At 73.4% G+C, this 23436-nt stretch carries 20 protein-coding genes; 14 read left to right on the forward strand and 6 right to left on the reverse strand.

The features are described from left to right. The first annotated feature begins 76 nt into the window (after window positions 1-76). The 10 genes from EAD89_RS18190 to valS all read left to right on the forward strand — a co-directional run bounded on the left by EAD89_RS18190 (window position 77) and on the right by valS (window position 13042). On the forward strand, window positions 77-586 hold the full coding sequence (locus EAD89_RS18190) for a SigE family RNA polymerase sigma factor (RefSeq protein ID WP_121652650.1): 510 nt from the start codon (window positions 77-79) through the stop codon (window positions 584-586). Beyond that, window positions 583-1095 (forward strand): hypothetical protein, encoded by a 513-nt coding sequence (locus tag EAD89_RS18195; protein WP_121676575.1) that lies wholly within the window; start codon window positions 583-585, stop codon window positions 1093-1095. The genes EAD89_RS18190 and EAD89_RS18195 overlap by 4 nt, the downstream gene beginning before the upstream one ends. A 151-nt stretch (window positions 1096-1246) precedes the next feature. Beyond that, window positions 1247-1402, forward strand: coding sequence for a hypothetical protein (locus EAD89_RS30505; protein ID WP_158610753.1), 156 nt, complete (start codon window positions 1247-1249; stop codon window positions 1400-1402). Continuing rightward, a complete protein-coding gene (locus EAD89_RS18200) occupies window positions 1399-2823 on the forward strand; it encodes an FAD-binding oxidoreductase (RefSeq protein WP_121676576.1) in 1425 nt (474 codons plus the stop codon). Before EAD89_RS30505 ends, EAD89_RS18200 begins: the two co-directional genes overlap by 4 nt. An 89-nt stretch (window positions 2824-2912) precedes the next feature. After that, complete coding sequence (locus EAD89_RS18205) at window positions 2913-4394, forward strand: DNA-3-methyladenine glycosylase 2 family protein (protein WP_121676577.1); 1482 nt, start codon at window positions 2913-2915, stop codon at window positions 4392-4394. Beyond that, window positions 4391-4900 carry a methylated-DNA--[protein]-cysteine S-methyltransferase gene (locus EAD89_RS18210; RefSeq protein WP_121676578.1) on the forward strand — a complete coding sequence of 170 codons (510 nt, stop codon included), beginning with the start codon at window positions 4391-4393 and terminating at the stop codon, window positions 4898-4900. Before EAD89_RS18205 ends, EAD89_RS18210 begins: the two co-directional genes overlap by 4 nt. 37 nt (window positions 4901-4937) lie before the next feature. Further along, complete coding sequence (locus EAD89_RS18215) at window positions 4938-6794, forward strand: ABC transporter ATP-binding protein (protein ID WP_121676579.1); 1857 nt, start codon at window positions 4938-4940, stop codon at window positions 6792-6794. Beyond that, window positions 6791-8668 (forward strand): ABC transporter ATP-binding protein, encoded by a 1878-nt coding sequence (locus EAD89_RS18220; protein ID WP_121654394.1) that lies wholly within the window; start codon window positions 6791-6793, stop codon window positions 8666-8668. Before EAD89_RS18215 ends, EAD89_RS18220 begins: the two co-directional genes overlap by 4 nt. A gap of 127 nt (window positions 8669-8795) precedes the next feature. Then, window positions 8796-10373, forward strand: a complete 1578-nt coding sequence (locus EAD89_RS18225; protein ID WP_158610754.1) for a trypsin-like serine protease — start codon at window positions 8796-8798, stop codon at window positions 10371-10373. A gap of 104 nt (window positions 10374-10477) precedes the next feature. Beyond that, on the forward strand, window positions 10478-13042 hold the full coding sequence (valS, locus tag EAD89_RS18230; RefSeq protein ID WP_121676581.1) for a valine--tRNA ligase: 2565 nt from the start codon (window positions 10478-10480) through the stop codon (window positions 13040-13042). A 46-nt stretch (window positions 13043-13088) separates the two neighbouring features. Here valS and EAD89_RS18235 read toward each other — a convergent pair whose 3' ends face one another. The 5 genes from EAD89_RS18235 to EAD89_RS18255 all read right to left on the reverse strand — a co-directional run bounded on the left by EAD89_RS18235 (window position 13089) and on the right by EAD89_RS18255 (window position 17268). Then, a complete protein-coding gene (locus EAD89_RS18235) occupies window positions 13089-13733 on the reverse strand; it encodes a hypothetical protein (RefSeq protein ID WP_121654404.1) in 645 nt (214 codons plus the stop codon). Window positions 13734-13826: 93 nt separating this feature from the next. Next, a complete protein-coding gene (locus EAD89_RS18240; RefSeq protein ID WP_121654397.1) occupies window positions 13827-14537 on the reverse strand; it encodes an ABC transporter permease subunit in 711 nt (236 codons plus the stop codon). Between the two features lie 4 nt (window positions 14538-14541). Then, the gene (locus EAD89_RS18245) at window positions 14542-15453 is read right to left on the reverse strand and encodes an ABC transporter ATP-binding protein (RefSeq protein ID WP_121676582.1); all 912 of its coding nucleotides are present in this window, start codon (window positions 15451-15453) and stop codon (window positions 14542-14544) included. Next, the gene (locus tag EAD89_RS18250; protein ID WP_233578791.1) at window positions 15453-16361 is read right to left on the reverse strand and encodes an ABC transporter permease; all 909 of its coding nucleotides are present in this window, start codon (window positions 16359-16361) and stop codon (window positions 15453-15455) included. The genes EAD89_RS18245 and EAD89_RS18250 overlap by 1 nt, the downstream gene beginning before the upstream one ends. After that, complete coding sequence (locus tag EAD89_RS18255; RefSeq protein WP_121654400.1) at window positions 16354-17268, reverse strand: ABC transporter ATP-binding protein; 915 nt, start codon at window positions 17266-17268, stop codon at window positions 16354-16356. Before EAD89_RS18255 ends, EAD89_RS18250 begins: the two co-directional genes overlap by 8 nt. A gap of 248 nt (window positions 17269-17516) precedes the next feature. Between EAD89_RS18255 and cysC the strand changes: the two genes are divergently transcribed. From cysC to galT, 3 genes are all read left to right on the forward strand, one after another. Continuing rightward, a complete protein-coding gene (gene cysC / locus EAD89_RS18260) occupies window positions 17517-19046 on the forward strand; it encodes an adenylyl-sulfate kinase (protein ID WP_121676584.1) in 1530 nt (509 codons plus the stop codon). Window positions 19047-19155: 109 nt separating this feature from the next. Next, window positions 19156-19944, forward strand: a complete 789-nt coding sequence (locus EAD89_RS18265) for a DeoR/GlpR family DNA-binding transcription regulator (protein ID WP_121654401.1) — start codon at window positions 19156-19158, stop codon at window positions 19942-19944. A 31-nt stretch (window positions 19945-19975) separates the two neighbouring features. Then, window positions 19976-21052, forward strand: coding sequence for a galactose-1-phosphate uridylyltransferase (gene galT / locus EAD89_RS18270; protein WP_121654402.1), 1077 nt, complete (start codon window positions 19976-19978; stop codon window positions 21050-21052). Between the two features lie 271 nt (window positions 21053-21323). Here galT and EAD89_RS18275 read toward each other — a convergent pair whose 3' ends face one another. Beyond that, window positions 21324-22541 carry an NADP-dependent isocitrate dehydrogenase gene (locus EAD89_RS18275; RefSeq protein ID WP_121654403.1) on the reverse strand — a complete coding sequence of 406 codons (1218 nt, stop codon included), beginning with the start codon at window positions 22539-22541 and terminating at the stop codon, window positions 21324-21326. Between the two features lie 138 nt (window positions 22542-22679). Between EAD89_RS18275 and EAD89_RS18280 the strand changes: the two genes are divergently transcribed. Continuing rightward, window positions 22680-23436: MBL fold metallo-hydrolase (locus EAD89_RS18280; protein ID WP_147458827.1), on the forward strand; the 757-nt coding region annotated here is incomplete at its 3' end.

Genomic DNA, 23436 nt, shown 5'->3' on the forward strand with positions numbered 1-23436 from the left:
GAAAAGCCGCTCGGATCGTGGATAGCGAGGATGACCTGGTGCGTCTGTACGGGTGACAACGAAACGGGGGTGGTGGGTGGACGAGGACGAGCGTGCCCGGTTGGCCGAGTTCGTCGCCAGCCGGACTCCGGCGTTGCTGCGGGTCGCGTACCTGCTGACCGGGGATCGCAACGCCGCCGAGGATCTGTTCCAGTCGGCGTTGGCGCGAACCATCCCGCGATGGGGGACCATCCGGCACGCCGACCCCGAGGGGTATCTGCGCGTGGTGATGTACCGCGAGCAGATCAGCTGGTGGCGGCGACTGCGGCGGTGGCGGGAGACGCCGCTCAACCCGGCGGACGAGCCGGTGGGCGCGGATCCGAGCGGCGGTTCGGACGTGCGGTTGGCGATGCGCGCCGCACTGCGCCACCTGCCACCGGCGCAGCGGACGGTGGTGGTCCTCCGCTACTACGAGGACCTGCCCGAAGCACGGGTCGCCGAGCTGCTCGGCTGTTCGGTGGGCACGGTACGCAGCCGTACCCACCGGGCCGTCAGTCGGCTGCGCGAGTTGCTGCCGGAGGTCGACATGCTGGAGGTACGGCGATGACCGATCCCTTCGAGCACCTCATCCGCGCCACCCTCACCGACCTGGCCGAGGAGGCACCGATCGTGCATGACCAGTTGAGCCGAGCGGAACGGCGGGTGCGCAACCGGCACCGGGCCACGGTGACCATGGGGGCGGTGGGCACCCTCGCGGCCGTCCTCATCGCCACCCCGCTCGCCCTCGCGGCGACCGGCTCGGACCAGCCCCGACCGGCCGCGCCCAACCCGACGGTCGAGCCCAGCCCGCCCGTGCCCACCCCGTCCGGCCCGGCGACCGAGCCGGGGCCGGTCGCGCCGAGCCCGTCCGCCAAGCCGGGTCCGCCCGGTGTGCCGGGCCAGCCCGGGCCGGCGGTCGAGCCGAGCCCACCCGGGCCGGCCGCTGTGCCCGGCGTACCGGGAGCGCCCGGGATGCCGGGCGGCGCGCCCGGGGCGCCGGGCGTGCCGGGCCGGCCCACACCGACGGTCAAGCCGAGCCCGTCCGAGCCGGTCGTGGTGCCCAGCCCGCAGAAGTGATCAAGGTCGGTCGGCCCGGGCGCTCCCCCGCCCGGCCGACCGGCAGGCGCTGCGGTGGCCGGCCAGGTCAGCCGGACCAGGTACGCGACGCTCGGAGATCCTGGTCACCCCGGTTTGGCAAAGACGGGCGGGGTCCGCCCACTCTTGGATCATGACCGTCCACGGACACCCGACCGCCGTCGGCCGGAGCCTCGATCCGTCCGTGGACGAACGGGACGCCGCGCCACACCAGGCCCGCCCCACAGCGGGCGCGGTGCCGACGCACGCCAACCGTCCGCCGGCCCGCGCGCCGCGGGGGCGGCGATGAGCGCCGCGCTGGCCCGGGTCCCCGGGTCGCTCACCGGGCAGCTCGTCACACCCGGCGACCGCCGGTACGCGCACCTGCGCTCGACGTACACCACGACCGCGTCACCGGCCGGCATCCTGCTGCCGAAGAACACCGCGCAGGTCGTCGCCGCGATCCGCTACGCGCGCGAGCAGCGGCTGCCGATCGCGGTCCGCAGCGGCGGGCACGGGCTCTCCGGCGTCTCCTCCAACAACGGTGGCCTGGTCATCGACCTGTCCATGCTCAACCGGGTGCAGGTCCTCGACGAACGGTCCGGGCTGGTCCGGGTCGAGGCCGGGGCCCGCTGGGCGAACGTCGCCGCCGCGCTGGCGCCGTACGGCCTGGTCATCAGCTCCGGCGACTACGGCAACGTCGGCGTCGGCGGTCTGACCACCGGAGGCGGTGTCGGCTGGCTCGTCCGCTCGTCCGGCCTGACCATCGACCGCGTACGGGCGGTGGAGGTGGTGCTCGCCGACGGCACGGTGGTGCGCGCGGACGCCGAGCACGAGCCGGAGCTGTTCTGGCTGGTCCGGGGCGCCGGGGCCGGGGCGGGGATCGTGGTGGCGTTCGAGATCGAAGCCACCGAGCAGCGCAACGTCGGGGTGGCACAGCTGGTCGTCGAGGCGCACCCGGACGGCCGCACCGTCCGGGACTGGGTGGCCTACCTGGCGCAGGCGCCCCGAGAGCTGTCCGCCGGTGCCGTGCTGTACGCGGAGGGCCGGTCGGCTCTCCTGTCCATCACCGCCGTGGTCGCCGCCGAGAGCCTGCGCCGGGCCCGGCCCGTGGTGGAGCCGCTGCTGGCCATCGGGAAGCTGCTCGAACACCGGACCGACCTGCTGCCCTACCCGGCCCTGGTGCCGACCGCGCACCTGCACCCGAACGTCGGGCAGCAGCGGGGCACGACCACCAACGGCCTGTTCAGCGGGCTGGACGACGCCGGCGCACGGGCCGTGACGCGTGCGGTGACCGGGCCGGGTCGGGCGGTGGTCCAGCTCCGCTCGGTGGGCGGGGCGGTCAACGACGTCGCCCCCGACGCGACCGCCTACGCGCACCGCCACCAGAGCACCCTCGTCGTCGCCTCGGTGTTTCCTCCGCAGGGCGGCGCGGCGTTGGACTCCGCGTGGCGGGGCGTCGCGGGCCGGGCCGACGGCGCGTACGTCAACTTCGAGAGCCGGCCGGACCCGGCCGCGTTCGCCCGGATCTACCCCGGTGAGACCGGCGTCCGGGTGCGGCGGCTGTGGAAGCGGTACGACCCGGACGGCGTGTTCCGGTCGGCGCTGCTGACCGCCCGAACCGCGCGGTCCAACCAGTCCGCCCGGTCCGGGCAGCCCGCGCGGTCGAGTCAGCCCGCCCGGTCCGGGCAGCCCGCACGGTCCGGCCAGCCGCATCGGCGCCGCCGCTGACGGTCACCCGCCCGCGCCGGCCGGTCCCCGCACGCCCAGGTCCGATTCCCGCCAGCCGACAGCCCGGCGAGGGGGGCATCATCGGTGACGTGGAGATGGACTTCGAGCGGTGCTACCGGGCCGTGGACAGCCGTGACCAGCGGTTCGACGGCTGGTTCTACACCGGCGTGACGTCGACCGGGATCTACTGCCGGCCGTCCTGCCCGGCGACCACCCCCAAGCGGCACAACGTCCGGTTCTTCCCCTCCGCCGCCGCGGCGCAGGGCGCCGGGCTGCGCGCCTGCCGCCGCTGCCGGCCGGACGCCGCACCGGGTTCACCCCAGTGGGACGTCCGCGCGGACGTGGTCGGCCGGGCGATGCGGCTGATCGCCGACGGGGTGGTCGACCGGGACGGCATCCCCGGGCTGGCCGCCCGGCTCGGCTACACCGAACGGCACCTGCACCGGATGCTGCGCGCCGAGATGGGCGCCGGGCCGCTCGCACTGGCCCGGGCCCAGCGGGCACAGACCGCCCGGATCCTGATCGAGACGACCGGCCTCGGGATGGCCGAGATCGCGTTCGCCGCCGGGTTCGGCAGCGTGCGGCAGTTCAACGACACGGTCCGCGAGGTGTACGCGATCGCCCCGTCCGAGCTGCGGGCTGCCCGTGGCCGACACCCGGCCCCGGTCGGGGCGGGGACGATCACGCTCCGACTGGCGTACCGTCCGCCGCTGCACGCCCAGGCGCTGCTGGACTTCCTCTCGGTGCGGGCGCTGCCCGGGGTGGAGGAGGTCCGCGACGGGACGTACCACCGGGGGTTGCGGTTGCCGCACGGCGCGGGCCAGGTGGCGCTGACCCCGGCGGACGGGCACGTCGCGGCGACGCTGCGCCTGGCCGACCTGCGTGACCTGGCGCCGGCGGTGGCCCGTTGCCGCCGGCTGCTCGACCTGGACGCGGACCCGGTCGCCATCGACGCCACGCTCGGGGCCGACCCGGCGTTCGCCCCGGCGGTCGCCGCCGAACCCGGCATCCGGGTCCCCCGTGCGGTGGACGGCTTCGAGCTGGCGGTGCGCGCCATCATCGGCCAGCAGGTCTCGGTCACCTCCGCCCGCACCACCCTCACCCGCCTGCTGGCCGCCCGTGACCGCGTCGACCCCGGCGTCGACGGGACGCACGGAGATCCCACCGATGACAGCGGTGCCCAGCCGGGAGGCCTTCGGGGGTTCCCCAGCGCGGAGGAGGTGCTGGGGGTGCCGGACGAGGGGTTCGGAATGCCGGTCGGGCGGCGGGAGACGGTGCGCGCGCTGGCGCGGGCGGTAGCCGGCGGGGAACTGGACCTGGCGTCGGGCGGCGACCGGGAGGAGACCGTCCGGCGGCTGCTGGCGTTGCCCGGCATCGGCCCGTGGACCGCCGGTTACCTGGCCATGCGCGCCTTCGGCGACCCCGACGTCCTGCTCCCCACCGACCTGGCGGTCCGACGCGGCACGGCCGCGCTCGGCCTGCCGGACACCGCGAAGACCCTCGACGCGTACGCCGAACGTTGGCGCCCCTGGCGGTCCTACGCCACGATCAGACTCTGGAGAGCGGCATGAACATCGACAGCACCATACTGAGCACCCCGACCGGTCCGCTGAGCATCCTCGCCGGCCCGGACGGCGAGGTCCGGGCGGCCGGCTTCACCCCCGACCCGGCGGCGCTGCTGCCCCTGGTCCACCCCACCCTGCGGGCGCCCCTGCGGCCGCGGACCGACCTCGGGCCGGTGAGCGTGGCCGTCCGGTCCTACCTGGACGGCGACCTCACCGCCATCGACGCGGTGCCGGTGCGGCAGAGCACCGGTGGCGAGTTCATGGCGCACGCCTGGCAGGTGCTGCGCGAGGTCCCGCCGGGCACCCCGGTCACCTACACCGGGTACGCCGCGCTGGCCGGGCGGCCGCCGGCGGTGCGCGCCGCGGCGGCCGCCTGCGCCCGTAACGCGGTGGCGCTGTTCGTGCCCTGTCACCGGGTGCTGCGTACCGACGGAACGCTCGGTGGCTACCGCTGGGGGCTGGACGTGAAGAAGTGGCTTCTCGGTCATGAGCGGCGGTTGACAACAACCTGACACAAGCATCGACACCCATTGACGCTACCGTCGGGTAGTGCCTGTGGAGAGCGACGGCGACCCGGCCGCCCGGGTCGCCGCGGGCCCCCACCCCGTGCACAACCTCTGGCGGCTGCGCCGCTACCTGCGCCCGTACGCCTCCGAGTTCGCCTGGCTGCTGGTCGCCGGGCTCGCCAGCACGGCGGCCGGGATCGCCGTACCGCTGGTGGTGCAACGGGTGGTGGACGGGCCGGTGGCCCGGCACGATCCCGCCGGCCTGCTCCAGCTCGGTGGCCTGGCGCTGCTGCTCGGCGTGGTCGAGGCGGTGCTCATCTTCATCCGCCGCTGGGTGCAGTCCTCCTCGGCGGTGGGCATGGAGGCGGCGCTGCGCGCCGACGTCTACGCCCACCTGCAACGGTTGCCGGCCAGCTTCCACGACCGCTGGCAGTCCGGCCAGTTGCTCTCCCGGATCACCAGCGATCTCTCGGTGATCCGGCGGTTCCTCTCCTTCGGCGTGTTCTTCCTGGTGCTCAACCTGACCACCTATCTGGTGGTGGTGCTGCTGCTGATCAACCTGCATCTGGCGCTGGGGCTGCTGGTCGCGGCCAGCGCGGTGCCACTGCTGCTGATCAGCCGCCGGTTCGGCCGGCACTACCACGCCGCGTCCCGCCGGATGCAGGATCAGCAGGGCGACGTGGCGACCGTGGTCGAGGAGACCGCGCAGGGCCTGCGCACCATGAAGGCGTACGGCCGGGGTGTCGAGCTGGCCGCCCGCTTCGCCGGCGGCGCCCGGACGCTGCACGACACCGGCGTGGGCAAGGGCCGGCTGCTGGCCAACACGGCGGCGCTGCTCGACCTGGTGCCCAACCTGACCCTCGGCGTGGTGCTGGTGGCCGGGGCCGCCGCCGCCGCGCGGAGCGTGCTCACCATCGGCGAGCTGGTCGCGTTCGTCAGCCTCCAACTGATGCTCATCTGGCCGGTGCAGTCCCTGGGTTGGATCATCGCCAACGGCCAGGAGGCGGCCACCGCCGCCGACCGGATCCAGGAGGTCCTGGACACCCCGCCGCGGATCACGGACGCCCCCGGCGCGCTCGCCCTTCCCCGCGACGCGGTCCACGGCCGACTCCGTTTCGAACGGGTCGCGTTCCGCTACCCGGGCACGACCACGCCGGTGCTGCGCGAGATCGACCTCACCATCGAGCCGGGCGAGACGCTGGCGCTGGTCGGCGCCACCGGCTGCGGCAAGAGCACACTGCTCTCCCTGGTGCCCCGCCTGCACGAGGTGACCGGTGGCCGCATCACCCTGGACGGGCACGACCTGCGCGAGCTACGGCTCGACTCGCTGCGCCGACTGGTCGGGGTGGCGTTCGAGGAGCCCACGCTCTTCTCCATGTCGGTCCGGGAGAACCTCACCCTGGGGCGCCCGGACGCCGGCGACGACGAGGTACGCGCCGCCCTGGCGCTGGCCCAGGCCGACTTCGCGTACGACCTGCCGTGGGGGTTGGCCACCCGGGTGGGTGAGCAGGGGTTGTCCCTCTCCGGAGGCCAGCGCCAGCGGCTGGCGCTGGCACGGGCGGTGCTCGGTCGCCCGGCGCTGCTGGTGCTGGACGACCCGCTGTCCGCCCTCGACGTGCACACCGAGGCGCTGGTCGAGGCGGCGCTGCGGCGGGTGCTGCGGAACAGCACCGCGCTGCTGGTGGTGCACCGGCCGTCGACGATCGCGCTGGCCGACCGGGTGGCCCTGCTCGACGGCGGGCGGATCACCGCGATCGGCCGGCACTCCGACCTGCTGGCCACCGTACCGGCCTATCGGGCCCTGCTCGCCGCCGAGCCACCGGCCGGGCAGCCACCGCCGGCCGGAGCGGCCGGGCCGACGGCGCCCACCGCGGACGGACGGGGGCTGGTGCGTTCGTGAGTGTGCCGGAGCAGGCCGATCCGCCCGGGGAGGAGCCGGAGGTGACCCGCTGGCGCGGAACGGCCACCGACCCGGAGGCCGACCGCAGCCAGGCCGAGGAGAGCACTCCCGAGGCGGTCGCCCGGCTGCGCCGGCACAGTCGCTCGCTGCTGGCCGATCTGCTCCGCCCGCACCGGAGGCGGCTCGCCGCCGCGGTCGGTCTGCTGCTGGCCCAGAACGCCGCCGCCATGGCCGGCCCGTACCTGGTGATGATCGGCATCGACCGGGCCATCGCGCCGCTGCGGGCCGGAAACCCCGGCCCGCTGGTCGCCGTCGCCGGGGCGTTCGCCGCCGCGGCGGTGACCGAGTACGCGGCCCGGCGCGGCTTCCTCGCCCTGTCCGCCCGGATCGGCCAGGCCGTCCTGCTGGACCTGCGGCAGCGGGTCTTCGGGCACTTCCTGCGACTGTCGGTGGGTTTCCACGAGCGGTACACCTCCGGTCGGATGGTCTCCCGGCTCACCAGTGACCTCGACTCGATCGCCGAGCTGGTCGACGGCGGGATCGACAGCCTGGTGCTCGCCGGGCTGTCGATCCTGTCGGTGGCCGCCATCCTGCTCTGGCTGGACCTGCCGCTGGCCGCGGTGACGCTGCTCGCCTTCCCGTTCCTGTTCTGGCTCTCGCGCTGGTTCGCCCGGGCGTCGGCCAGCGCCTACCGGCGGACCCGGGAGGCGGTCGCGCTGGTCATCGTCCACTTCGTCGAGTCGATGCGGGGCATCCGGGCGGTGCAGGCGTTCCGCCGGGAGGCGCGTAACCAGCGGATCTTCGTGGCGCTCGGCGAGGACTACCGGTCGAGCAGCCTGCACGCCTTCCGGCTGATCGCCACCTACTCCCCCGCGATCAAGCTGATCGGCAACGTCACGGTGGCGGTGGTGCTCTGCTACGGCGGCTGGCGGGTGCTCGGCGGTCGGACCGAGGTCGGGGTGCTCGCCGCGTTCCTGCTCTACCTGCGCCGCTTCTTCGAGCCGATGCAGGAGCTGAGCCAGTTCTACAACTCGCTCCAGTCCGCCACCGCCGCCCTGGAGAAGCTGGCCGGGGTGCTGGACGAGCGGCCGGCGGTCGCCGAACCGGCCCGGCCGGTGCCGCTGCCGACCGGCGCGGGCCGCGGCGAGCTGACCTTCGGGGCGGTCTCCTTCGGCTACCGCGCGGACACCCCGATCCTCGCCGGACTGGAGTTGACCGTTCCGGCCGGGCAGACCGTCGCGCTGATCGGGCCGACCGGCGCGGGCAAGTCGACCATCGCCAAGCTGGTGGCCCGGTTCCACGACCCGGACGCCGGCACGGTCCGGTTGGACGGGATCGACCTGCGCGACGTGCGCGACACCGATCTGCGCCGCGCGGTGGTGCTGGTGACCCAGGAGAACCACCTGTTCAGCGGCACCGTGGCGGAGAACATCCGGTTCGGCCGGCCGGACGCCGACGACGACGCGGTGCGGGCCGCCGCCCGGGCGATCGGCGCGCACGAGTTCATCGCCGCGCTGCCCGAGGGGTACGGCACCCAGGTGCACCGGCGCGGCGGACGGCTCTCCGCAGGGCAGCGGCAGCTGGTCGCGTTCGCCCGGGCGTTCCTCGCCGACCCGACCGTCCTGGTCCTGGACGAGGCGACGTCCGCACTGGACGTGCCGACCGAGCGGATGGTCCAGCGGGCACTCAGCACCATCCTGCGGGACCGGACCGCGTTGGTGATCGCGCACCGACTCTCCACCGTGGAGACCGCCGACCGGGTGCTCGTCCTCGACGGCGGACGGATCGTCGAGGACGGCCCGCCCGGCCAGCTCGCCGACGCCGGTGGCCGGTACGCCGCCCTGCACCGGCAGTGGCGGGAGTCGCTTCTGTAGCTACAATCACGGCTCGTCTATCTCGGTTTCGCCCGGTGCGGTCGGCAACGACGGCTGCTCTGTTCCGGCCGGGCACCGACGAACGCACGGGGAGGGCACGGGGGTGCGCACACGGGGACGCATGATCGTGGCTGGGCTGGCTGTCGCCGGTCTGGTCGGGGCCACTGTCGCGGTGACCAGTGGGGACGCGGCCGAGCGCCGCGCGGTGACCGCGGTCGCGGCGGAGGAGGGGCTGGGCAGCGCGACAGCCAGCGAATCGACCGTACCGCCGGGCGCGACCGCGTCCGGTGCAGCCGCGCCCGGTGCAGCGGCGACCGCACCGCAGACGAGGACCGCGACGGAGTCGAAGGCCGTCTCCGGGCCGGTACGCACCCGACCGGCCAAGGTGGTGGCTGAGGCGGCGCCCGCCTCCGTCGCGTACCTGCGGGACCGCTACCGGATCTCCACGACCGAGGCGGCACGCCGGCTCGCCCTCCAGGAGCTTTCCACGCCCCTGGACGCGCGGCTGACCGAGCAGGTCCCGCACTCGTACGGCGGCATGTGGCTCGACCAGGCGGCCGGTGGCGTGCTCACGGTCGGAGCAACCGACGTCGCGGCGGTCCAAGCGGCCGTGGCCGACGTACCGGACCGGACGCACGTCCGGGTGGTCGCCGTGCGACACACGCTGAGTCAGCTTGCCGAGGCCGCGGCCGGTGTCGCCGCCGCGCTCGACGCGTCCCCCGGCTCGGACGTGGTGGTGGACCAACAGGCCAACGAGGTCGTGGTGCTCACCGGCGACCGGATCGCGGCGGACGAACCGCGCCTCGCCGAGGCGCGCCGCGCCGCCGGGGTGCCGACCCGGACCCAGGCCCGGACCCCCGCGACCAGCGTGCCGAAGGCGTGCGACCCCCGCTACTGCCCGCAGGCGCCGATGCGCGGCGGCATCCGCCTGGACGTGCCGCGCGACGACGGCACCGTCGGCGGCTGCACGACCGGCTTCAACCTGATCGTCGGAGTGCGCGAGGCGTACGTGCTGACGGCGGGGCACTGCGTCGTCGGCGGACGGCACCAGCAGGTGGACCGGACCTGGCACCAGTTCCTCGGCCCGAAGGTGCCGGTGAACGTGGAGTCGCCTAACCCGAGCCTCGCCGAGAACGCCTACCCGTACGACTACGCGATCATGCCGTACCAGACCGGGGCGCTCTCCCGATGGGCGTACCCGCGGGGCGCCACCTCGGGGCCCAGCCTGGTCAACTACTGGTGCGTTCCGGACAACAAGCAGTGCGCCACCCGCGGCAGCCGGGACGTGCCGATCACCGGCTACGTGCCGTGGAGCGCCATCCAGACCGGTTGGGTGGTCTGCGCGACCGGGTCGGCGTACACGCCGAAGGCCGGTGAGCAGTACGTCGACTCCGGCGCCGGCGCTGGCTACGTGCCCGGCACCCGGTGCGGGGAGATCACCGGCAAGAGCAGCGGTGGCATCGACGTCCGGATCTGTGCCCGGCCGGGAGACAGCGGCGGCCCGCTGTTCACCGAGGCCGACGGCAAGGCGCTGGGCATCCTCTCGAACGGCGACCCGGGGCAGGGGGCCTGCACCAACCCGAACGAGCGGAACTCGTACGCCCCGGTCTCCACGATCCTGGAGCGGGCGAACGCCCGCAGCGACGGAAGGCTGCGGATCCGGCTGGCCACCTCCGGCCCGGTGGCCGGGCCGGTCGCCCGGTGACGGGAGCCGACCGGCGCGAGCCGGTCGGCTCCCCCGCACGAAATCCATCGTGGCGCGCGGCTTAACCCGTGGCCCGGCCGTTGGCCCCTGCCTACGATCGCAGGATGACCGAAACGGCGAGGACGGCCCGCGCCGGCGTTCCCGAGCGTCCGACCCTGGACGGGCTCGAGGAGAGCTGGGCGCGCCGCTGGCAGGAGGAGGGCACGTACGCGTTCGACCGCTCGAAGAGGCGTGCCGACGTGTACTCCATCGACACCCCGCCGCCGACCGTATCGGGCGAGCTGCACATGGGCCACGTCTTCTCGTACACGCACACCGACACCGTGGCGCGCTACCAGCGGATGCGTGGCAAGGCGGTCTTCTACCCGATGGGTTGGGACGACAACGGCCTGCCCACCGAGCGGCGGGTGCAGAACGTGTACGGGGTGCGGTGCGACCCGTCGCTGCCGTACGACCCGGTGTGGCGGCCACCGGCGACCCCGGTCGACGACGCGGCGCGCCGCGACCCCACCCCGATCTCGCGGCGCAACTTCATCGAGCTGTGCGAGCGGCTGACGGTCGCCGACGAGCAGGTCTTCGAGGCGCTCTGGCGGCGGCTCGGGCTCTCCGTGGACTGGTCCCTGACGTACACCACGATCGGCCGGGTGGCTCGGGCCACCAGCCAGCGGGCGTTCCTGCGCAACCTGCACCGGGGTGAGGCGTACCAGGCGGAGGCGCCGACGCTGTGGGACGTCGGCTTCGCCACGGCGGTCGCCCAGGCCGAACTGGAGGACCGGGAGCGGCCCGGCGCCTACCACCGGCTGCGGTTCACCGGGCCCGGCGGGCGGGAGGTGCTCATCGACACCACCCGGCCCGAGCTGCTGCCCGCCTGCGTGGCGCTGGTCTGCCATCCCGACGACGAGCGGTACGCCGACCTGGTGGGCGGCACGGCGCGCAGTCCGCTGTTCGGCGTCGAGGTGCCGGTGTACGCGCATCCGCTGGCCGACCCGAGCAAGGGCACCGGCGTCGCGATGGTCTGCACGTTCGGCGACCTGACGGACGTGACGTGGTGGCGTGAGCTGCGGCTGGACACCCGGGTGGTGCTCGGCAGGGACGGCCGGCTGCTCCCCGAGCCGCCGGCCGGGGTGCCGGCGCAGCCCTACGCGGCGCTGGCCGGGCAGACCGTCAACGGCGCCCGTCGGGAGATCGTCGGAATGCTCGCCGACGCGGGCGACCTGATCGGGGAGCCGCGCCCGATCACCCATCCGGTCAAGTTCTACGAACGGGGCGACCGGCCTCTGGAGATCGTCTCGACCCGGCAGTGGTACGTGCGCAACGGCGGCCGGGACGACGATCTGCGGGCGACGCTGCTGGCGCGGGGCGACGAGCTGCACTGGGTGCCGGCGCACATGAAGCACCGCTACGACCACTGGGTGGCCGGCCTGACCGGGGACTGGCTGGTCAGTCGGCAGCGCTTCTTCGGCGTGCCGGTGCCGGTGTGGTACCGGCTCGACAACGCTGGCGAGCCGGACTGGTCCCAGCCTCTCACGCCGGACGAGTCCGCGCTTCCGGTCGATCCATCCACCGATCCGCCGCCCCACTACGACGAGTCGCAACGTGGCCAGCCGGGTGGCTTCGTCGGCGACCCGGACGTGCTGGACACCTGGGCCACCTCGTCGCTGACCCCGCAGATCGTCGGCGGCTGGGAGACCGACCCGGAGCTGTTCGCCCAGGTCTTCCCGATGGACCTCCGGCCGCAGGGGCAGGAGATCATCCGGACCTGGCTCTTCGACAGCGTGGTCCGGTCGCACTTCGAGCACGGGGTGCTGCCCTGGCGGGACACGGTGCTCTCCGGCTGGATCCTCGACCCGGACCACAAGAAGATGGCCAAGTCCAAGGGGAACGTGGTCACCCCGCTGGCGTTGCTGGAGCAGCACGGCTCGGACGCGGTGCGCTACTGGGCGGCCAGCGGCAAGCCCGGCATGGATCTGGCGTTCGACCCGGCGCAGATCAAGGTCGGCCGGCGGTTGGCCACCAAGCTGCTGAACGCGTCGAAGTTCGCGCTCGGGCTGGGAGCCGCGGACGCGCTGCGCACCCCGGCGACCGCGCCGCTGGACCGGGCCATGCTCGCCGAGTTGGCCACCGTGGTCACCGCGGCGGGCACCGCCTTCGACTCCTACGACCACACGGCGGCGTTGCAGGCCACCGAGGCGTTCTTCTGGCGGTTCTGCGACGACTACATCGAGCTGGTCAAGGAGCGCGCGTACGGCACCGGCGCGCCGGCCGACTCGGCCCGGGGCGCGCTGGCCTCGGCGCTGTCGGTGCAGTTGCGGCTGTTCGCCCCGTTCGTGCCGTACGTCACCGAGGAGGTCTGGTCCTGGTGGCGGTACGGCTCGGTGCACCGGGCGCCCTGGCCCACCACGCACGAGGTGGCCCGGACGATCGAGGGGACGGGCGAACCGGCGCTGCTGCGGCTGGCCGGGGACGCGCTGAGCCAGGTGCGGCGGGCCAAGTCGGAGCGCAAGCTGTCGATGAAGGCGGAGGTGCCGCTCGCCGAGGCGCTCGGCCCGGCGGCGCTGCTGGACCAGCTCACCCTGGTCGCCGACGACCTGCGCGCGGCCGGCCGGATCGGCAAGCTCGACCTGCTCCCGGACCGCACCCCGGAACTCGTCATCGCCTGCGCCTTCTGACCGGTACGGAAGGTGCCCTTCGCAGGGAGGGCACCTTCCGTCCCGGTCACCAGCCGCGCAGGAAGCGCAGGCCGAGCAGGAACGAGACCACCGCCGGGCCGACCAGCAGGGTGATCGCCTGGAGCCGGTACGGCATCCGGTGCCGGGTCAACTCCACGGCGTTGCCCAGCACGATCGCCCCGGCCAGCATCAGGAACGCGCCCCACCACCCGGTCTCCAGGTGGATCAGATCCGCCCGGATCAGTTGCAGGGTCAGCCCGAGGAGCGCACCGGTGAGCGCGAGCAGGGCCACCGCCCGGTGCAGGCCACGGGCCAGCGGATGGGCCGCCCGCCACAGGTAGGTGCCGGCGATCGCCAGGCAGGGCAGCACCACCAGCACCGGCCAGCCCCGGCTCATCACACCGAACATCAGCAGGGCGCCCACCGCGAACACCAGCGTGCCGACGCAGGCGATGACGTACCCGGCGAAGGCCGGGCCACCGCGGCGGGCCAGCAACGGCCCGCCGCTGGCCGCGATCAGCGCGCCCGGGATCAGGATGAACCCGGCCCACCAGTGGAACCGTCCGCTGCCCTGGGCGGCCGTCGCGACCGTGGCGCAGGCCAGCCCGGCGACGGCCAGGCTGGTCAGCCAGGGCCGGCTGCTCCGGGAGTACGGCTCAGCCAACGACGTCCGCTCCACTTCGACGCTCACGCCCACCAGCCTCGCCCGCGGCGCCCCTGCCGGTCCATCCGGCCAGCCCTACCGCCGGGCGGTGGCTGGCCGGAACAGCACCGCGCACCCGGTTCAGCTCGTCTCGCCGGCCACGCTGAACGAGCGCAGGCGGTCGACGGCCAGCACGGTGAAGCCGATGCTGATCAGCGCGGTCATCACCGACGCCACCGACACCGACACCGTGGTCTCCAGCAACCCGGTGGGGGCGAGCCGGTCGGCGAGGGCGATCACGTACTGCTGGATGGAGAGCACCTTGGTGCCGCTGACGAAGTTGCCCAGCAGCCCCTCCCAGATCAGCACGTAGACCAGGCCGAGGAGCACCGGCCGGCGGGTGACCAGGCTGAGCGCGAGGAACAGCGCCGAGTACGCCAGCGCGCCGAGCGCCGCCGCGGCGGCCAGCGCCAGGCCGAGGCGTACCGAATCGGCCAGGACGCCCGCGACGTAGAGCGGCACCGCGACGGTGACCGCGGTGACCCCTGCGGCCACCGCGAGCTTGGGCAGGATGATCTGCCAGCGCGGCAGCGGCTTGGTCAGGATGTGCACCACCGTGCCGTCGTCGATCTCCGCACCCAGCACCCCGGTACCGATGATCAGCGACACCACGGGCAGCACGACTGCCAGCCCGAGGCCGACCAGCACCGCCGGGCCCCACTCGCCCGGGTCGACGCCCAGCGACCGGCAGAGCACGGCCAACCCCAACAGCACCAGTGGCAGCGGGAGCAGCAGCAGGAACCGACGGCGGCCGAACAGCCCGCGTGCGGTCATCCAGGTAATGGTCGACATGTTCTCAGGCCTCCACCAGGTAGGAGAAGACGCTCTCCAGGGACTCGTCGGACGGCACCAGCTGGCGCACCCGGATACCTTGGTTCAGCGCGATCCGGGGCAGCGCCCGGGTGAAGGCGCCGTAGTCGCCGGCGCGGACGGTCAGACCCGTACGGTCCAGCTCGACGCCGCTCACCGACGGTTCGGCGATCAGCGCCACGGCCAGCGCCCGGTCGTCGGTGGAACGCACCGCGAAGACGTGCGGGCGGTTGGTCATCAGCCGGCGGATGGTCCGGAAGTCGCCGGAGGCCGCCAGTCGACCGGCCACCATCACCTGCACCGTCCCGGAGACCTGCTCGACCTCCTCCAGGATGTGCGAGCTGAACAGGATCGTGCGGCCGTCGTCGCCCAGGGTGTGCAGCAGCTGCATCATGTGCAGCCGCTGGCGTGGGTCCATGCCGTTGAACGGCTCGTCGAGCAGCAGCACCTGCGGGTCGTGCACCAGCGCGGCGGCCACCCGGGCCCGCTGCCGCATGCCCTTGGAGTAGGTGCCGATCCGCCGGTCCTGAGCGGACTCCAGCTCCACCAGGTCGATCGCCCGCCGTGCGGCCGCCGCGGGATCGGCCAACCGGTGCAGCTTGGCGCTGGCCAGCACGAACTCGTACGCGGTGAGGTAGCTCTGCACCGCCTCCCGCTCGCTGACCAGCCCCAGCCGCCGGTAGACGTCGGGGTTACGCCAGGTCGGCTCGTCGTCGAGGGTGACCGTGCCCCGCGACGGGGACAGGAAACCCGCCATCATGTGCAGCAGCGTCGTCTTGCCGGCGCCGTTCGGACCGAGCAGCCCGGTCACCCCCGCGCCGAGCGTCATGCTGATGTCGTTGACGGCGACCACGTTGCCGTACCACCGGGACACCCCGGCCAGGCTCAGCGTGCTCATCAGGAGGCGACCTTCCGGTAGCGGGCCAGCAGGAGGGCGGTCGCGCCGGCGACCAGCACCACCGCGGCAAGGGCATAGACCGGGCCGAACCCGCCGATGGACAGGCCGCCCTGATCGCCCTCGCCCAGCAGCAGGTCACCCAGCGACCAGATGCCGACCCCCTGCACGAGCGAGGAGGGTGAGGCGAGCCCGGCCAGCTCGTTGGCGGTGCGCGACGGCAGGATGCTCAGCACCCCCACGATCGGGGTGGTCATCAGGAAGACCGCGACCACGCCGCCGGCGGCGAAGGCGCGCTTGCCGGTCAGCGACGCGACCAGCAGCCCGACCGAGGCGAAGACCACCGCCCACAGCCCGGCGTAGAGCAGCCCGGGCAGCAGGTCGAGCAGCTCGTTCCAGACCCCGCGCATGCCCTCCTTGGTGGTGAACGCGGCACCGAGGAACATCACCAGCTGCGGCCCACCGAGCAGCAGCCAGAGCGCGGTGACCAGCGCCAGCAGCTTGGCCAGCGCGTAGTCGGAGCGGGGCAGCGGCCGGGAGAAGTACAGCGGCAGGACGCCGCTGCGCAGGTCGCGGGAGACCAGCTCCGGTGCGGCCACCGCGACGAAGAAGAGGACCAGCCAGCTCATCGAGTCGGCGAACTGGGCGTACGTGGCGACCGGCTCGCCGATCTGGCTGCGTACGGCGGCCAGGGCCACCGCGACCAGGGTGACGATGCCGACCACCAGCCAGGGGAAGATCTTGGCCTTGGCGCTGCGTCCGAACCCGAACGTGGTGCGCACCCCGTGCAGGTAGAGCGCGCCGAAGACGTGCCGGCGGCCCAGCCGTGGGCCGTCGTAGCGCTGGTAGCCGATGTCGTGGATGACACCGGTCGGCGTGGAGCGCATCGCTGTGGTCGACGGCTCAGGCATGGGACAGCTCCCTCGTGGCGAAGAGTTCGGCCACCCGGTGCCGGCGCTGGTCCAGTCGGTGCAGTGGCAGGTCCAGTTCGGCGACCGCGCCGAGGATCAGGTCGTAGGTGCTGTCGTCGGCGAGCGGTACGAGCAGCAGCCGGCCGTCGCGCGCCACCGGCAGGTCGAGCGCGGCGAGCCGGGCGGCCAGCTCCTCGGTGCCCTCGCTGACCTCCACGGCGAGCACGTCGGTGGCCGTGGTCATGGCGGAGATGTGGTCGGCGCGCAGCAGCCGACCGCCGTCGATGGCGATCAGCGTGTCGCAGATCCGTTCCACCTCGCCCAGCAGGTGCGAGCAGACCAGCACGGAGATGCCGAACTCGGTGCCGATGCGGTGCACCAGCGCCAGCATGGCGTCCCGGCCGGCCGGGTCGAGGCCGTTGGTCGGCTCGTCGAGCAGCAGCAGGTCGGGGTCGTGCACCAGCGCCTGCGCCAGCTTGACCCGCTGCTTCATGCCGGTGGAGTAGCCGCCGACCGGGCGGTAGCGCTCCTCGTAGAGCCCGACGTGCCGCAGCGCCTCGGAGGCCCGCTCGCGGGCCGCGGTGCGCGGCAGGCCGCTCATCCGGCCGAGGTGGGTGACCAGCTCGGCGGCGGACAGGTCGGGCGGGAGGCAGTCGTGCTCGGGCATGTAGCCGACCCGGGCGCGGACCGCCGCCGGGTCGGCGGTCGGGTCGATGCCGAGCACCGAGACCTGACCGCTGGTCGGGGCGATCAGGCCGAGCAGGATCTTGATCAAGGTGGACTTGCCGGCGCCGTTGGCGCCTACCAGGCCGATGATCCCCGGCTCTACGGCGACGGTGAGGTCGGCGAGCGCGGTGACCCGACCTCCGTACGTCTTGGTGAGCGACTGGGTCGCGATCAGTGTCACGGTGCCAGCGTAGGGAGTCGATGCGCACCTCGGACACCGGCGCGCCCCCGGCACTCCCCTGATCCTCGCGGCGGTCGACCCCTAGGGTGCGTTTCCGCGCCCGGTGTCGCCGCCGACCTGCCGCCGCTGCGACGGTGGGTCACCGGATCCCTTCCGTCGAGCCGTCCGCCCGGGTCGTGGAGTGGCGGCCTCGACCGATTGACGGTCGGCTGCGAAACTGTGTGCCGATCAGCGAGTGGGGGGTGTGGATGAGCAACGGTTGGGTGCTGCCCGACGAGGTGCTCCGGGACGCGCCGGCGTACACGCCGCGTCTGGGCGAGCTCGCAGATCTTGAGCTGCTGCTGACCGGGGCGTACGCCCCTTTGACCGGCTTCATGACCCGCGCCGACCTGGTCTCGATCAGCCGGCGTGGTCGACTGGCCGACGGCACGCCGTGGCAGGTGGCGGTGACCCTCCAACTGCCCGCCGCGCTGGCCCAGGGCTTCGATCCGCGCGATCCGGCCCGCCGGGCCCTGGTGCTGACCGACGGCGAGGGCGCGCCGGTGGCCGCGATGGACGTGGCGGACGTCTGGCCGGTGCGCGATGGCGTGGCCGGGGTGGGCGGTCAGGTCCGCCGGCTGGGTGACGGTGGGCACGGCCCGTTCCAGCGGCTGCGCCGCAGTCCGGAGGAGGTCCGCGCGCTGCTGCCGCCGGGTCGGGTGCTCGGGGTGATCGCCGACCGGCCGTTGCACCGGCCGCAGCTCGCGCAGATCGCCCACGCCGCCCGCACCCTGGCCGCGCACCTGTTGGTGATGATTCCGGTCGGTGATGGTGGCGTCGCCGGGCTCCCGCCGGAGGCTCTGGTGCGCAGCATCTTCGCCGCCCGGGACCGGATGCCGCCGGCCACCCTGGTCGCGGTGCCGTTGTCGCACCGGCGGGAGGAGATCGACGACGCGCTGCTGCGCGCCCGGGTCTCCGCCGCGTACGGGGTCACCCACCTGCTCTCCACCGGGGAGATGCTCTCCGGCGCCGGGCTGCGGGTGCTGGTGCCGCGGGAGCTGGCGTACGACAACCGGGACGGGCAGTGGCGCTGGCGCGAGGACATCCCTCCGCGCAACCGTCGTCTCGCGCTGACCCAGGACGAGATCGACGACCTGCTGGACCGGGGCTTCCCGCTGCCGGAGTGGCACACCCCGCCCGCGGTGGCGAAGGAGCTGGCCCGGGCCCGGCCGCCGCGCCGGCACCGGGGGCTGGTGGTCTTCCTGACCGGTCTCTCCGGTTCGGGCAAGTCGACCATCGCCCGGGGTCTGGCGGACGTGTTGCGCGAGAGCGGCGACCGGACGGTGACCCTGCTCGACGGGGACGTGGTGCGCCGGGAACTCTCCGCCGGGTTGGGCTTCAGCAAGACCGACCGGGATCTCAACGTCCGGCGGATCGGCTGGGTGGCGGCCGAGATCGCCCGGCACCACGGGGTGGGCATCTGCTGCCCGATCGCCCCGTACGCGGCGGCCCGCGCCACCGCGCGGGAGATGGCCCTGGCCGCCGGGGCCGGTTTCGTGCTGGTGCACGTCGCCACCCCGCTGGAGGTGTGCGAGCAGCGGGACCGCAAGGGCCTGTACGCGCGGGCCCGGGCGGGCCTGCTCACCGGCATGACCGGCATCGACGACCCGTACGAGATGCCGACGGACGCCGACCTGGTGGTGGACACCACCGACCTGAGCGTGCCGGAGGCGGTGCAGGCCGTGCTGCACCACCTGACCGAGACCGGCTGGGTGGAGATCAAGACTCCGTCCGCCTGAGCCGATGCGTACCCCGTTCCTTCCACCGCTGCCGGCTACGCGCTAGTGTTCATCTTTGTTGGAACACGTTTGACCGCGTGAGAGTACGTGGACCCGGGAGGCACGGCGGATGCTCGCTCAGCAGCGGCAGGCGGCCATCCTGGAGCGGGTCCGGTCGACGGGCGGCGTCCGGGTGACCGAGCTGGCCACGGAGTTCGCCGTCTCCGACATGACCATCCGGCGCGACCTGGAGGCGCTGCACGAGCGCGGCCTGCTGGCCAAGGTGCACGGCGGCGCCACGGCGACCGGCCCGAGCTCGACCGACGAGCCGGGCTTCCACGCCAAGTCGGTCCGCCAACTGCCCGAGAAGGCCGCCATCGCGGACCGGGCGGCCCAGCTGGTCCGGCCGGGTGCCGCGGTCGCGCTCTCCGCCGGCACCACCACCGCCGAGCTGGCCCGAAGGCTGGTGGACGTGCCCGGCCTGACCGTCGTGACCAACTCGCTGCCGGTGGCCGAGATCCTGCACGCCGGCGGTCGGCCGGACCAGACGGTGGTGCTCACCGGCGGCGTACGCACGCCCTCGGACGCGCTGGTCGGCCCGCTCGCGGTCGGCGCCGTCCGGACGCTGCACCTGGATCTGCTCTTCCTCGGGGTGCACGGCATCAGCGAGCGGGCCGGCTTCACCACCCCGAACCTGATGGAGGCGGAGACCGACCGGGCACTTGTCGCGGCGGCGGACCGGCTGGTGGTGCTGGCCGACCACAGCAAGTGGGGCACGGTGGGCATCTCCTCGATCGTCGAGCTGGCGGCGGCACACGTGCTGGTGAGCGACGACCAGTTGCCTCCGCCCGCGCGACGGGTACTCGAGGAACAGGTGGGCGAATTGATCATCGTGAAGGCGACGGGGCGGGCCGCATGACGCGCACGCCGACGAGTGAGGGGACGGCGCCGTGAAGCGCACCGCGATCGACCTGGCCGACGGCCGGGAGCTGATCTACTTCGACGAGCGCGACGACGCCGTACGCGACCAGCCGGACCGTCGGGACCTCCCGCCGCCGCCTCCCGCGTCCCAACTGCGCTACGACCCGCTGACCGACGAGTGGGTGGCGGTCGCCGTGCACCGGCAGACCCGCACCTTCCTGCCGCCGGCGAACGAGTGCCCGCTCGATCCGTCGGTGGGCGACCGTCTGACCGAGATCCCGGCCCCCGACTACGACGTGGTGGTCTTCGAGAACCGCTTCCCGTCGCTGAGCGGCCGGGTGGCCGACGAGCCCGGGGAGATCACTCCGTTCACGCCGGTCCGGCCCGGCCTCGGCCGGTGCGAGGTCGTCTGCTTCACCTCGGACCACAACGCCTCCTTCGCGAGCCTCCCCCCGCGCCGGGTCCGCACGGTGCTGGACGCGCTCGCCGACCGGACCGAGGTGCTCGGCGAGCTGCCCGGCGTGGAGCAGGTGTTCTGCTTCGAGAACCGGGGCGTCGAGATCGGCGTCACGCTGCACCACCCGCACGGGCAGATCTACGCGTACCCCTTCGTGACGCCGCGCACCCGGGCGCTGCTGGCCGCGGCACGCCGGCACGCCGAGCGGACCGGCGGGGGCAACCTCTACGCGGACGTGCTGGCCGCCGAACGCGCCACCGGCGACCGGGTGGTCGCCGAGAACGAGCACTGGACGGCGTTCGTGCCGGCGGCGGCCCGCTGGCCGTTCGAGGTGCACGTGGCGCCGCGCCGCGTCGTGCCGGACATCCCGGCGCTCAGCGACAGCGAGCGGGACGCCTTCGGGCCGCTCTACCTGGACCTGCTGCGCCGCTTCGACGGGCTGTTCGACATGCCGATGCCGTACATCGCGGCGTGGCACCAGGCGCCGGTGCGGATCGATCGCGAGCTGGGCCACCTGCACCTTCAGCTGTTCAGCATCCGGCGCGCCCAGGACAAGTTGAAGTACCTGGCGGGCTCCGAGTCCGGCATGGGTGTCTTCATCAACGACATCTCCCCCGAACGCGCCGCCGACCTCCTGCGCGCCGTCTGAGACAGGCCGGACACAGGGCGCGGGGGGCCCGGGACAGGGCCCCCCGCAGGGAAGGGACGGCTGGCTGTGCACGACACAGCCGGGAAGGCTGGCTGATCGGCACGCATGCCGCGGGTCGACCGCGGTCAACCTTCCAGGACGCGACTGGCATCTCGTCCACCCTGGTCAACGAGGCGCGCCGGCCGGGGTGACGCGGGCGGGGTGTCGGCCGCGGACACGCCGGAGCCCGCCGGCGGGTGCCGACGGGCTCCGTTGCTGCGGTACGCCTGGATCAGGCGGCGATCCTGCGGGCCAGGTTCTCGTCGAGCGCGTTCATGAACTCGTCGGTGGTGAGCCACGGGGCGTCGCGCGAGATGAGCAGCGACAGGTCCTTGGTCATCTGGCCGCCCTCGACGGTGTCGACGATGACCTGCTCCAGGGTGTTGGCGAACTCGGTCACCGCCGGCGTGCCGTCCAGCTTGCCCCGGTGCGCGAGGCCCCGGGTCCAGGCGTAGATCGACGCGATCGGGTTGGTCGAGGTCTTCTCACCCTTCTGCCACTGCCGGTAGTGCCGGGTGACCGTGCCGTGGGCGGCCTCGGCCTCGACGGTACGACCGTCCGGGGAGAGCAGGACCGAGGTCATCAGACCCAGCGAGCCGAAGCCCTGCGCGACGGTGTCCGACTGCACGTCACCGTCGTAGTTCTTGCAGGCCCAGACGTAGCCGCCCTCCCACTTGAGCGCGGCGGCGACCATGTCGTCGATCAGCCGGTGCTCGTAGGTGATGCCGGCGGCGTCGAACTCGGCCTTGAACTCGTTCTCGAACACCTCGGCGAAGATGTCCTTGAACCGGCCGTCGTACGCCTTGAGGATGGTGTTCTTGGTGGACAGGTAGACCGGGTAGTTGCGGTCCAGGCCGTACCGGAACGAGGCCCGGGCGAAGTCCCGGATCGACTCGTCGTAGTTGTACATGCCCATGGCGATACCGCCGCCGGAGAAGTTGGCGACCTCCATCTCCATCGGCGCGCCGCCGTCGGCCGGGGTGTAGGTGACGGTCACCTTGCCCGGGCCGGGCACCACGAAGTCCGTGGCCTTGTACTGGTCACCGTGGGCGTGCCGGCCGATGATGATCGGCTTGGTCCAGCCGGGGACCAGACGCGGCACGTTGGACATGATGATCGGCTCGCGGAAGACGACGCCGCCGAGGATGTTGCGGATGGTGCCGTTGGGCGACCGCCACATCTTCTTCAGGCCGAACTCCTCCACCCGGGCCTCGTCCGGGGTGATGGTCGCGCACTTGACGCCGACGCCGTGCTCCTTGATGGCGTTGGCGGCGTCGACGGTGACCTGGTCGTCGGTCTCGTCGCGGTGCTGGATCGACAGGTCGTAGTAGTGCAGGTCGACGTCGAGGTAGGGCAGGATCAGCTGCTCCCGGATCTGCTTCCAGATGATCCGGGTCATCTCGTCGCCGTCGAGCTCCACGACCGGGTTGTTTACCTTGATCTTCGCCATCGGCCGGCGCTCCTCTCGGGGGACACGTGCTCAAGCAGTACGAGCGTACTGGAAACAGGCCGGCAGCTCCCAGCCGGCCTCGGCCGACCGGCGGAAACCGGGCTGCACGGCGCAGAAATCTCCTGGCATCATCGCCCGATGCCACTGAGCCGCACCCTCGGGTCTATCACGGTCACCGCCCTCACCGACGGGGAGGGTCCCTTCTTCCAGCCCCGGGCGGAGGCGTTTCCGCACGCCACGGCCGCGCACTGGCGTGAGGCCGACCGGCGCGACCCCAGCTCGGTGACCGCCGACGGGCAGTGGTGGCTACCGTTCCGCAGCTTCGCCGTCCGGCTCGGCGACGGGCCGGTGACCCTGGTCGACGCCGGGATCGGCCCGGCCGACGCGCCCGCCGCGACCTGGGCGCCCGTGCCCGGTCGACTGCCCGCCGAACTGGCCGCCGCCGGCATCGACCCGGCCGACGTCGACACGGTCGTGCTGACGCACCTGCACAGCGACCACATCGGGTGGGCGGTGACCGGCACGCCGGGCCGGCCGTACTTCCCGAACGCGACCTACCTGCTGCAACGCGCCGAGCTCGACGCGGCGGGAACGATCAACCCAGGCTTGCCGGCCGGCCTCGTCGCGCCGTTGCGCGCCGCCGGCCAGCTCCGGGTGGTCGACGGCGAGACAACCCTCACCCCGGCGGTACGCCTGCTGCCCACCCCGGGGCACACCCCCGGTCACCAGTCGGTGCTCCTGACGGCGGCCGACGAGCGGATGCTGATCACCGGCGACCTGCTGGTCCACACCGTGCAACTCGTCGACCCCACCCTCTCGTACGCCCACGAGGACGACCCCGACGAAGCCCGTCGTTCCCGAACCACCCTCCTCAGCACGCTCTCCCCCGCCCTCC

Origin of the sequence: Micromonospora sp. BL4 (assembly GCF_003667505.1) — a bacterium.
GTDB lineage: Bacteria > Actinomycetota > Actinomycetes > Mycobacteriales > Micromonosporaceae > Micromonospora.